Source organism: Streptomyces sp. NPDC051173, from assembly GCF_040689515.1.
In the GTDB taxonomy this organism is placed as follows: Bacteria; Actinomycetota; Actinomycetes; order Streptomycetales; family Streptomycetaceae; genus Streptomyces.
Genome location: NZ_JBFBBD010000124.1, coordinates 1 through 13,013 on the forward strand (window position 1 = coordinate 1; position 13,013 = coordinate 13,013).

Here is a 13,013-nt window from a genome sequence, read left to right on the forward strand (position 1 = left end):
TGTTCTGGAGGGGCAGTCGGTTGCCCGGTTCGAGGATGTCCTTCGGGCGAAGGCCGAAGCGGCACGTCATCTGCACGAGCTGACCCAAGACATGGGTCTCTCGGCGTTCGTGTTGTTCTCGTCGTTCTCCGCGACGGTCGGCGGTGCCGGTCAGGCCAACTACGCGGCAGCGAATGCCTACCTCGACGCGCTGGCGGAGTTGCGCCGTGGTGAGGGTCTCCCGGCGACCTCGATCGCCTGGGGCCCCTGGGCCGACGACGGCATGGCCGTCGGCAGCGCCGAGGTCGGGCGTACCCTCCGCCGCACCGGCATGGTCCCCATGGATCCGCGGCTCGCGGTGACGGCCCTCGAACGTTCGCTGGCTGCCGAAGACACCGCGGTCGCCCTCGTCGACGCCGACTGGAAGCGCTTCGTCGGCACCTTCGAGGCCCGGCAGCTGTCCCGCATGCTCAGCGGGATCCCGGAGGTCGGGCAGCCGGCCGAGGTGACCGAAGCCGACGCGGCACTCGCCGACGGGGCATCGGCCCTGGCCGCCCGCCTGCGCGGGCTGCCCGAGGCCGAACAGCGCCGCGTCCTGCTGGAGCTCGTACGGGCGCATGTCGCCGCCGTACTCGGATTCGCGGGAGCCGAGGCGATCACCCCGGGCCGTGCGTTCATGGAGATCGGCTTCGACTCCCTGACCGCGGTGAACCTGCGCAACAGGCTCACCGAGGCCACCGAGACGCAGCTCTCGGCCACGCTCGTCTTCGACTACCCCACACCGGCCGCGCTGGCCGACCACCTGCTCACCGAACTGCTCGGCTCGCGTGACGACGAAGCCGTCCCGGCGCTCCCGGCGACGGTGGCGGCGGACGACGAGCCCATGGCGATCGTGGCGATGAGCTGCCGGTTCCCCGGCGGCGTCGGCTCCGCGGACGAGCTGTGGAACCTGCTCGCCGACGGCGAGGACGCCGTCTCGCCCTTCCCGACGGACCGCGGCTGGGACCTGGAAGGGCTGTACGACGCCGACCCCGACGCGCTCGGCAAGAGCTACGTCCGCGAGGGCGCCTTCCTGGACGAAGTGGGCGGATTCGACGCCGACTTCTTCGGCATCTCGCCCCGCGAGGCACTGGCCATGGACCCGCAGCAGAGGCTGCTGCTGGAGACCGCCTGGGAACTCTGGGAGCGGGCCGGCGTCGACCCCGGCGCGGTGCGCGGCAGCCGCACCGGCGTCTTCATCGGCACGAACGGCCAGGAATACGTCTCCCTCGCCGACAAGGCCCCCGAAGTGGCCGAGGGCTATGTCGCCACCGGCAACGCGGCCAGCGTGGTCTCGGGACGTATCTCCTACACCTTCGGCCTGGAGGGCCCGGCGGTCACCGTCGACACCGCGTGCTCCTCTTCGCTGGTCGCCCTGCACCTCGCGGCGCAGTCCCTGCGGCAGGGCGAGTGCTCGCTCGCGATCGTGGGCGGCGTCTCGCTCATGGTGTCGCCGCGTGGCTTCGTGGAGTTCAGCCGTCAGCGCGGCCTGGCCCCCGACGGCCGCTGCAAGCCGTTCGCGGCGGCGGCCGACGGCACCGGCTGGGGCGAGGGCGCCGGCCTGCTCCTGGTGGAGCGCCTGTCGGACGCGGAGCGCAACGGCCACCAGGTTCTGGCGGTCGTGCGTGGTTCCGCCGTCAACCAGGACGGTGCGAGCAACGGCCTGACGGCGCCGAACGGCCCGTCGCAGCAGCGGGTCATCCGCGCCGCGCTGGCGAGCGCCGGGCTCACGGCCGGTGAGGTCGACGCGGTGGAGGCGCACGGTACGGGTACGAAGCTGGGTGACCCGATCGAGGCCCAGGCGCTGCTCGCGACGTACGGCCAGGAGCGGTCGGGTGACCAGCCGCTGTGGCTGGGCTCGATCAAGTCGAACATCGGCCACACCCAGGCCGCGGCCGGTGTCGCGGGCATCATGAAGATGGTGCTCGCGATGCGGCACGGCGTGCTGCCCGAGATGCCGCACGTCGACGAGCCCACGCCGCACGTCGACTGGTCGTCCGGCACGCTTCGTCTGCTGACCGACCCCACTCCGTGGCCCGAGACGGGCCGACCGCGCCGGGCGGGTGTGTCGTCGTTCGGCGTCAGCGGGACGAACGCGCACGTGATCCTTGAGCAGGCGCCCGTGGTGGTTGCCGAGGAGGAGTCGGCTCGGGTCGAGCTGCCGGTGGTGCCGTGGGTGGTGTCCGCCAAGTCCGAAGCTGCGTTGCGGGAGCAGGCAGAACGGCTGCTTACGCACGTGGGGAAGCTGGCGCCTCTCGACGTGGGCTTGTCCCTGGCGACCGCTCGCAGTGTGTTCGAACACCGGGCCGTGGTGCTGGCGGGAGGCCGGGACGGTCTGGACACTCTGGCGGACGGCCGCGACGTGCCCGGCGTGGTGCGGGGCCGTGCCGCGGAGTCGGACGGCCGTGCGGCGTTCGTGTTCCCGGGGCAGGGGTCGCAGTGGGCCGGTATGGCTGCTGATCTGCTGGATTCGTCGCCGGTGTTCGCGGAGCGGATCGCGGAGTGCGGTGTTGCGTTGGCGCCGTATGTGGATTGGTCGTTGACTGGTCTGCTGCGCTCAGAGGACGCCAGTTGGCTTGAGCAGGTCGATGTCGTGCAGCCGGTGTTGTGGGCTGTGATGGTTTCCCTGGCGGAGGTGTGGCGTTCGACCGGTGTGGAGCCGGCGGCTGTCATCGGTCATTCGCAGGGTGAGATCGCGGCCGCGTGTGTGGCCGGGGCGTTGTCGTTGGAGGATGCGGCGAAGGTGGTGGCGCTGCGGAGCAAGGCTCTGCGGGCGCTGTCCGGCCGTGGCGGAATGGTCTCGGTCTCCTTGAACGTGGAGGCCGTCGAGGAGCGGCTGGACAGCCGACTCGCGGTGGCTGCGGTCAATGGCCCCGCCACGGTGGTTGTTTCCGGTGACAACGACGCCCTCGATGAACTCCTCGCCAGTTGTGAGGCGGACGGCATTCGGGCCCGGCGGGTGGCGGTGGATTACGCCTCGCATTGCGCGCACGTGGAGGAGATCGAGGCCGCGCTGTTGCGTGACCTCGCGGGTATCTCTCCGCGTCCGGCGTCGGTGCCGTTCTATTCGACGGTGACTGGTGGTGTGCTGGAGACCGGCACGCTCGACGCTGCCTACTGGTATCGCAACCTGCGCCAGACCGTCCGCTTCGAGGACACCGTCCAGGCGCTCCTGGACGACGGTTTCCGACTGTTCGTGGAGTCCAGCGCCCACCCGGTCCTGACCATGGGCATCGAGCAGACCGCCGAAGCCCACAACATCACTGCTGTCGGTTCCCTGCGTCGTGACGAGGGGGGCCTCGGCCGCTTCCTCACCTCCGTCGCCGAAGCCTTCGTCGGCGGAGCGAACGTCGACTGGGCCGGCCTTTTCGACGGCACGGGCGCGCGTCTCGTGGACCTCCCCACGTACGCCTTCCAGCACCAGCGCTACTGGATCGAACCGTCCGCGGCCTCGCGGGGCGACGTCACGTCGGCCGGGCTGTCCGCCGCGGACCATCCCTTCCTGGGCGCCGCGGTCATGCTGCCGGAGTCGGACGGGCATCTGTTCACGGGCCGGCTGTCGATGGGGGCGCATTCCTGGCTGGCCGACCACGCGCTCTTCGGCACACCGCTGCTGCCGGGTTCCGCCTTCGTGGAGCTGGCGTTGCGGGCCGGGGACGCGGTCGGGTGCGACCGCGTCGAGGAGCTCACGCTGGAGGCACCGCTGGTGCTCCCCGAGAGCGGGGCGGTCCAGCTCCAGCTGGCTGTCGGCGGGCCGGACGACTCCGGCCGCCGCACGGTGAACGTCTACTCGCGCTTCGAGGACGGAGCGGCGGACCTCGCCTGGACCCGGCACGCCACCGGTGTCCTCGCGCCGGGCGCGCCCGTGGCCGCTGAAGCGGCCGGTCTCGGCCAGTGGCCCCCGGCGGGCGCCGAGCCGGTCGACCTCGCGGGGTTCTACGAGGAGCGGCCCGACGGCCTGGCGTACGGCCCCGCCTTCCAGGGCCTGCGGCAGGCGTGGCGCAAGGGCGAGGAGATCTTCGCCGAGGTGGCGTTGCCGGAGGACCGGCACGCGGACGCCGACCGGTTCGTCGTGCACCCGGCGCTCCTCGACGCCGTCCTGCACGCCGTTGACGGCCCGGACGCGGACGACCGTACGGCCGTGCTCCCGTACGCGTGGAGCGGAGTGACGCTGTACGCCACCGGCGCGACCACGTTGCGTGCGCGGCTCACGCCCGGGGCGCCGGACGGCGTCTCGGTGCTGCTCGCCGACGAGGCCGGACAGCTGGTGGCCGCTGTCGACGCGGTGACCACCCGTACGGTCACGCCGGACGACATCACCGTCGGGCAGGTGCCCCACGAGTCGCTGTTCCGGGTGGAGTGGCGGCCCCTCCAGGCCGGTCCGGGGGACCGCGGCGCCCGTTGGGCGGTCGTCGGTCCCGACGCGGACGGGCTCCGTACGCTGCTCGGCCGGGACGCCGACCGGGCCGGCGTGTACGCCGACCTGCGTGACGTACCGGACGGCGCGGCCCCGGAGGTCGTACTGCTGCCGTTCCTCGCCGACTCCACTTCCGGGACCGGTGTGCGTGACGGCCTCGCGGGTACGGCGCACCTGGCGGCGCACCGCGCGCTGGAGGCCCTTCAGGTGTGGCTGGCCGACGAGCGGTTCGCCGACTCGCGGCTGGCCTTCGTGACCCGGGGCGCGGTGGCGACCGAGCCCGGCGAGGACGTGCCGGACCTGGCCGCCGCCGCGGTGTGGGGCCTGGTCAGGTCGGCACAGGCTGAACACCCGGACCGCTTCGTCCTGCTCGACCTGGACGCCGGCCTGGACGAGGACACGGACGGCACGCACAGCGCGCTCGCGGCCGTGCTCGCCACCGATGAGCCGCAGATCGCCGTACGGGCGGGCCGCACGTGCGTCCCGCGCCTGATGAGGGCGACGGTCCCCGCCACCCACGACGCCCCGACCGGTTCGGGCGCCGCCTGGGACACCGACGGCTCCGTGCTGATCACCGGCGCGAGCGGCGTCCTGGGACGTCTCGTGGCGCGGCACCTGGTGACCGAACACGGCGTCCGTTGCGTGGTCCTGGTCTCCCGCCGGGGCCGCGACATCCCGGAAGCCGACGAACTCGAGCAGGAACTCACCGCGTCGGGCGCCCGTGTGATCTTCGAGGCGTGCGATGTGGCGGACCGCGAGGCGCTGGCCGGCCTGCTGGCACGGATTCCGGCGGAGTACCCGCTGCGTGGCGTGGTGCACGCGGCCGGTGTGCTGGACGACGGCATGGCCGAGTCGCTGACGCCGGACCGGCTGGACGCGGTGCTGCGCCCCAAGGCCGACGCGGCCATGCATCTGCACGAGCTGACCGCGGACATGAACCTGTCGGCGTTCGTGCTGTTCTCGTCGGCGGCCGCCACCTTCGGGGCCGCCGGTCAGGGCAACTACGCGGCGGCCAACATGTTCCTGGACGCCCTGGCCGCACGCCGCCGGGCCCACGGCCTCGCCGGTGTGTCGCTGGCGTGGGGTTTCTGGGCCGAGCGCAGTGACATGACCGGTCACCTGGGCGAGGTCGACATGGCCCGCATGGCGCGGTTCGGCATGACACCGCTGCCCGCCGACGAGGGACTGGCGCTGTTCGACGTGGCGCGGACGACGGGGGAGTTCCTCCTCGTGCCGACGCGCATGGACGTGGGGGTGCTGCGCGCACACGCACGGCCCGGCACCGTGCCCACCATCCTTCGGCACCTCGTCGGAGCCCCGGCCCGCCGGGTCGTCACGGCCGCCGACGACAGCGGGACCCCCGCCCTGGTGCGGCGCCTCACCGGCCTCGCGCCGGCGGAGCGGGAAGACGTCCTGCTGGAGCTGGTGACCGACAACGTGGCGGCCGTGCTCGGTCACACGGGTGCGGAAGCGGTCGCCGTGGGGCGCGCGTTCAAGGAGATCGGTTTCGACTCGCTCACCGCGGTCGAACTGCGCAACCGCCTCAACGCCGCGACCGGCCTCCGGCTCTCGGCCACGCTGGTCTTCGACTACCCGACCCCGGCCGCAGTCGCCCGCCACATCCTCGGCGAGGTGATGGGCCCGGAGCGGACCGAGGACGACCAGCGGTCGACGGCTCTCCGGAACCGGCAGGCGACGGCGGCACGGACCGACTCCGACGACGACGCGATCGCCATCATCGGCATGGGCTGCCGCTTCCCGGGCGGCGTACGCACGCCCGAGGAACTGTGGCAGCTCCTCGTCAACGACGGGGACGCCGTGTCCGGCCTGCCCACGGACCGTGGCTGGGACCTGGAGGGGCTCTACCACCCTGACCCCGACCACAAGGGCACCGCGTACGCACGGGAGGGCGGATTCCTCTACAACGCCGGTGAGTTCGACCCCGCGTTCTTCGGGATCTCGCCGCGTGAGGCGCTGGCGATGGATCCGCAGCAGCGGCTGCTGCTGGAGACGTCGTGGGAGGCGCTGGAGCGGGCCGGGATCGATCCGGTGTCGGTGCACGGCAGCCAGACCGGCGTGTTCTGCGGTCTGACCTACCACGACTACGGCGACGCGGTGCAGCAGGCAGGTGAAGCCTCCGAGGGCTACCTGATGACCGGGAACGCGGGCAGTGTCGCCTCCGGCCGCATCTCGTACACCTTCGGGTTCGAGGGCCCCGCGGTGACCATCGACACCGCCTGCTCGTCGTCCCTGGTCGCCCTGCACTGGGCGGCACAGGCGCTGCGCCAGGGCGAGTGCTCGCTCGCCCTGGCGGGTGGCGCCACGGTCATGGCCAGCCCGGTCGCGTTCGTGGAGTTCAGCCGCCAGCGCGGCCTGGCCCCCGACGGCCGCTGCAAGCCGTTCGCGGCGGCGGCCGACGGCACCGGCTGGGCGGAGGGCGTCGGCATGCTCCTGCTGGAGCGCCTGTCGGACGCGCGGCGCAACGGCCATCAGGTCCTCGCCGTGGTCAGGGGCTCCGCGCTGAACCAGGACGGCGCGAGCAACGGCCTGTCCGCGCCGAACGGTCCGTCGCAGCAGCGGGTCATCCGCGCGGCGCTGGCCAGCGCCGGCTTGTCGGCCGCCGAGGTCGACGCGGTCGAGGCGCATGGCACGGGTACGAAGCTGGGTGACCCGATCGAGGCCCAGGCGCTGCTCGCGACGTACGGCCAGGACCGGCCGGAGGACGAGCCGTTGTGGCTGGGTTCGATCAAGTCGAACATCGGTCATACGCAGGCGGCGGCCGGTGTTGCCGGGATCATGAAGATGGTGCTGGCGATGCGGCACGGTGTGCTGCCGCGGTCGTTGCACGTGGACGAGCCGTCGTCGCATGTGGACTGGACGGCTGGTGCGGTGGAGCTGCTGACCGAGGCCACGCCGTGGCCTGAGAGCGGCAGGCCTCGCCGGGCGGGTGTCTCGTCCTTCGGCATCAGCGGGACGAACGCGCACGTCATCCTGGAGCAGGCCCCGGAGCTGGAGGTTCCGGCTGCTGTTCCGGTGGACTCGGTGTCTGTGGTGCCGTGGGTGGTGTCGGCGAAGTCCGAGGCGGCGTTGCGGGGTCAGGCGGAGCGGCTGCTGTCGTTGACGCGGGACGAAACCGTTGAGCCGTTTGACGTGGCCTTCTCCTTGGCCACGGCCCGTTCGGTGTTCGAGCACCGTGCGGTGGTGCTGGCCGCGGACCGGGCCGGCTTCGAGGCCGGGTTGGACGCGGTGGTCTCGGGCGAGCTCGCTGCCGGTGTGGTCCGGGGTGTGCCGGCGTCGGGGAAGTTGGCGTTGGTGTTCTCGGGTCAGGGCAGTCAGCGGGCCGGGATGGGCCGGGAGCTGTATGAAGCCTTCCCTGTCTTCGCTGAAGCCTTTGACAAGGTGTGCGCGGAGTTCGACGGCTTGTTGGAACGACCGTTGCGTGAGGTTGTGTTCGAGGACGGCGACGCTCTTGATGAGACGGTGTTCACGCAGTGCGGTCTGTTCGCCTTGGAGGTCGCCCTTTATCGGCTGACGGCTTCGTGGGGTGTGAAGCCGGACTATGTGGCCGGGCATTCCATCGGTGAGATCGCGGCCGCTTATGTGGCTGGTGTGTGGTCGCTGGCGGATGCGTGTGCGTTGGTGGCGGCGCGTGGTCGGTTGATGCAGGCGCTGCCTGCCGGTGGGGCGATGCTGGCGGTGGAGGCGGACGAGACCTCCGTCCGTACCGCTCTCGCCGATCACACCGATGTGGATATCGCCGCTGTCAACGGGCCGTCGTCGGTGGTGGTTTCCGGCGCCGAGGTTTCGGTGGCGGAGCTGGAGGAGGCTTGGCGGACCGAAGGCCGTCGGGTGCGACGCCTGAGGGTTTCGCACGCCTTCCACTCTCCGCTCATGGAGCCGATGCTGGCCGACTTCCGTAAGGTCGCCGAGGAGCTGTCGTACGAGGCGCCGCGCTTCCCGCTGGTGTCGAACCTGACCGGCGCGCTCGCAACTGCCGAAGAGGTATGCGATCCCGACTACTGGGTGCGCCACGTCCGCGCGACCGTCCGCTTCGCCGACGGCATCGCATGCCTGGCGGGCCAGGGCGTGACGACCTACCTGGAGCTCGGTCCCGATCAGGTGCTGTCCACTATGGGTGAGCAGTGCCTGTCCGAAGAGGCCGCTGCCACGAGCGCGTTCATCCCGGCGCTGCGCGCGCAGGGTGACGAGGTCGAGAGTGTGCTCACCTTGGCGGGCTCGGCTCATGTCCGGGGCGTGGCCGTCGACTGGGCGGCGGTCCTGGACCGGCGCGTCGGTCGGTCGGCGCGTCCGGTCGAACTGCCGACGTACGCCTTCCAGCGGGAGCGGTACTGGGTGCAGGTGCCCGGCGCCGAGCTCCGGGAAGCCTCGCCCGACGCCCTGGAAACGGCCGACGCCGGTTTCTGGGACGCGGTGGAGCGCGGGGACGCCTCGAAGGTCGCGGGGCTGCTGGAGCTTTCCGCGGGCGACACGGCGGGTGAGTCGCTGGCGGCGGTGCTGCCGGTGCTGTCCGCTTGGCGCCGTCGTGACCGTGAGCGGCTGGCGTCGGACAACTGGCGGTACCGGGTGACGTGGTCGTCGCTGGGTGAGTCGGCTGGGTTGCTGTCTGGTGATTGGCTGGTGGTTGTTCCGGCTGGTCTGGCTGGTGACACGTGGGTTGGTCAGTGTGTGGCTGGTCTGGCTGGTCGTGGTGCGCGGCCGGTGGTGGTGGAGGTGTCCGGTGCTGACCGTGAGGTGATTGCTGGGCTCCTTCGGTCGGAGTCCGGTTTCGCCGGCGTGGTGTCGTTGCTGGCGCTCGCGGGCGGCCGGGATGCGGTGTTCGGCTCGGTGCCGACGGCTGTTGCGCTGACGTTGGCTCTCGTCCAGGCCCTCGGCGACGCTGACATCGCGGCTCCGTTGTGGTGTGTGACGCGGGGCGCGGTTGCTGTCACCTCCAACGAGCGTGTGACGGACCTGGACCAGACACAGATATGGGGTCTCGGCCGGGTCGTCGCCACGGAGAACACCGATCGGTGGGGCGGTCTGATCGACCTTCCCGAAACCCTCGATGGGCGCTCGGTGGAGCGTCTGGCCGGTGTGCTTCAGTCCGGTGAGGCTGAGGTGGCGGTGCGGTTTGCCGGGGTCTTCGGGCGCCGGATGGTCCCCGCGTCGTCCAGTGCCCCGGGTGGGTTGTGGCGTGTGTCGGGGACGGTGCTGGTCACGGGTGGTACGGGTGGTCTGGGCCGGCATGTGGCGCGTTGGCTGGCCGGTGCGGGTGCGGAGCATCTGATGCTGGTCTCGCGTCGTGGTCCGGCCGCTGAGGGTGTCGAGGAACTGTGCTCGGAGCTCGCCGCGTTGGGTGCGCGGGTGTCGGTCGTGGCGTGCGATGTCGGTGACCGTGAGGCCCTGGCTGGCCTGCTGGAAGAGATCCCGTCCGACGTTCCGCTTACTGCGGTGGTGCATACGGCCGGTGTGCTGGACGACGGTGTGCTCGACGGGCAGTCGGTTGCCCGGTTCGAGGACGTCCTTCGGGCGAAGGCCGAGGCGGCACGTCATCTGCACGAGCTGACCCAAGACATGGATCTCTCGGCCTTCGTGTTGTTCTCGTCGTTCTCCGCGACGGTCGGCGGTGCCGGACAGGCCAACTACGCGGCTGCGAATGCTTATCTCGACGCGTTGGCGGAGTTGCGGCGCAGTGAGGGTCTCGCGGCGACCTCGATCGCCTGGGGCCCCTGGGCCAACGACGGCATGGCGGCTCAGAACAGCATGGTCAGCGGTCGTATGGAGCGGTTCGGTCTGCCGCCCATGGACCCCGAACTGGCCCTGAAGTCCCTGGAGCAGGCGCTCACCGGCTCCGACGCCTGCCCGGTGATCACCGACGTCGACTGGTCGCGGTTCGCCAAGGAACTCGACGGTGCCCGCAACAGCGCGCTCTTCGGCGAGATCCCCGAGGTGAAGCAGCTGCACCGGACGGTCGACGGCCTCCCGGAGGCGGATTCCGCCGCCGAGGGCACCTCGGCGCTCGCCGATACCCTGGTGGCCCTCCCGGCCGCCGAGCGGGAGTCGGTGCTGCTCGACCTGATCCGCAGGAACACGGCGACGGTCCTCGGATACGCCACACAGGCGGGCGTCGACGCGGAGCGCGGCTTCTTCGAGATGGGGCTCGACTCGCTCACCGCGGTGGAGCTGCGCAACCGTCTGAACGCGGCCACCGGGCTGCGGCTGCGGCCCACCACGTTGTTCGACTACGCCTCGCCCACGGCGCTGGCCCGCCACCTCATGGGCGAGCTGGCACCGGACAGCAGCGCGCCGGAGAACGCGCTGCCCTCGGAGATCGACCGTCTCGAAGCCGTGCTCACCGGGCTGCCGCAGGACGACATCGCACGCACCAAGGCGGTGGTCCGGCTCCAGTCCATGCTCGCGAAGCTGAACGACACCGGTGCCGCGTCCGGCACGGAAACGGAACCGGACGACGCCGTGGACGATCTCGAAAGTGTGTCGGTCGACGAGCTCTTCGACGTCATCGACCGCGAACTCGGGGATGCCTAATAATGATCATGAACCGTTTGGTTTCCTTGAGGGGGCAAGGGTAGATGTCGAACGAAGAGAAGCTTGTCGAGTATCTGAAGCGGGTCATGGCCGATCTGCGGCAGACGCAGCGCCGTCTCCGCGACGCCGAGGACAAGCCCCGCGAGCCGATCGCGATCGTCGCGATGAGCTGCCGTTTCCCCGGAGGCCTCCGGTCTCCGGAGGAGTTGTGGGACCTCCTCTCCCAAGGAGCGGACGCAGTGGCTCCGTTCCCGGCCGACCGCGGCTGGGACCTCGCCGAGCTCTACGACCCGGACCCCGACCGCCCCGGCACCTCGTACGTGAAGGAAGGGGCCTTCCTGTCCGACGCGGGCGCCTTCGACCCGGGGTTCTTCGGGATCTCGCCGCGCGAGGCGCTGGCCATGGACCCCCAGCAGCGGCTGCTCCTGGAGACCGGCTGGGAGGCGATGGAACGGGCCGGCATCGCACCCGCCTCGGTGCGCGGCACCAAGGCCGGGGTCTTCGTCGGCACCAACGGCCAGGACTACATCGAGGCCCTGCGCCAGGCCCCGAAGGGCGTCGAGGGCTACCTCGCCACCAGCAGCGCGGCCAGCGTGATGTCCGGCCGGCTCTCGTACACCTTCGGCCTCGAAGGCCCGGCGGTCACCGTCGACACCGCCTGCTCCTCTTCGCTGGTCGCCCTGCACCTGGCCGTGCAGTCCCTGCGGCAGGGCGAGTGCTCACTGGCCCTCGCCGGCGGCGTCACGGTGATGACGACCCCCGGGCTGTTCGTCGAGTTCAGCCGCCAGCGCGGCCTGGCCCCCGACGGCCGCTGCAAGCCCTTCGCGGCGGCCGCCGACGGCACCGGCTGGGGCGAGGGCGTCGGCATGCTGCTTCTAGAGCGCCTGTCGGACGCACAGCGCAACGGCCACCCGGTGCTGGCGGTCGTACGCGGCTCCGCCGTCAACCAGGACGGCACCAGCAGCGGCCTGACCGTGCCCAACGGCATCTCCCAACAGCGCGTGATCCTCCAGGCGCTGGCGAACGCCCGGCTCTCGGCCGCCGAGGTGGACGCCGTCGAGGCGCACGGCACCGGCACGACCCTGGGCGACCCCATCGAGGCCCAGGCACTCCTGGCCACGTACGGGCAGGAACGGCCCGAGGACAAGCCGCTGTTGCTGGGCTCGGTGAAGTCCAACATCGGCCACACCCAGGCGGCCGCCGGCGTGGCCGGTGTCATGAAGATGGTGCTGGCGATGCGGCATGGTGTGCTGCCGCAAACGCTGCATGTCGATGAGCCTTCGCCGAACGTCGACTGGACGGAGGGCGCCGTCGAGCTGCTCACCGAGGCGACGCCGTGGCCGGCGGCCGACGAGCCCCGCCGAGCCGGTGTGTCCGCGTTCGGTGTCAGTGGGACGAACGCGCACGTGATCCTTGAGCAGGCGCCCGCGACGGCGGCCGAGGAGGAGCCGGCGCGGGTCGAGCCGCCGGTGGTGCCGTGGGTGCTGTCGGCCCGTTCGGAGAGCGCGCTGGGCGCGCAGGCGGAGCGGCTGCTCGCGCATGTGGGGGAGTTGTCGCCGCTGGACGTGGGCTTCTCACTGGCGACCGACCGGGGTGTGTTCGAGCACCGGGCCGTGGTCCTGGCAGGACACCGGGATGGTTTGAGCGCTCTGGCGGATGGGCGTGAGGTCCCGGGTGTGGTGCGGGGTCGTGTCTCCGGGGCGGATGGCCGTGCGGCCTTTGTCTTCCCCGGGCAGGGGTCGCAGTGGGTCGGCATGGCTGCCGGACTGCTGGACTCGTCGCCGGTGTTCGCGGAGCGGGCCGCTGAGTGTGCGGCTGCGTTGGCGCCGTATGTGGATTGGTCGTTGACTGGTCTGCTGCGTGGTGATGACGCTGCCTGGCTTGAGCAGGTTGATGTGGTGCAGCCGGTGTTGTGGGCTGTGATGGTCTCGCTGGCCGAGGTGTGGCGTTCGACCGGTGTGGAGCCGGCCGCTGTCATCGGGCATTCGCAGGGTGAGATAGCGGCTGCTTGTGTCGCGGGCGCGCTCTCCCT

Annotated in this window: 2 protein-coding genes; both read left to right on the forward strand. The window is 71.3% G+C overall.

Annotated elements, in window-relative coordinates; translation table 11 throughout:
- Positions 1–4: 4 nt before the first annotated feature.
- The gene (locus AB0435_RS33150; RefSeq protein ID WP_366428644.1) at positions 5–10,981 is read left to right on the forward strand and encodes a type I polyketide synthase; all 10,977 of its coding nucleotides are present in this window, start codon (positions 5–7) and stop codon (positions 10,979–10,981) included.
- Positions 10,982–11,025: 44 nt separating this feature from the next.
- Positions 11,026–13,013: type I polyketide synthase (locus AB0435_RS33155; protein WP_366428643.1), on the forward strand; the 1,988-nt coding region annotated here is incomplete at its 3' end.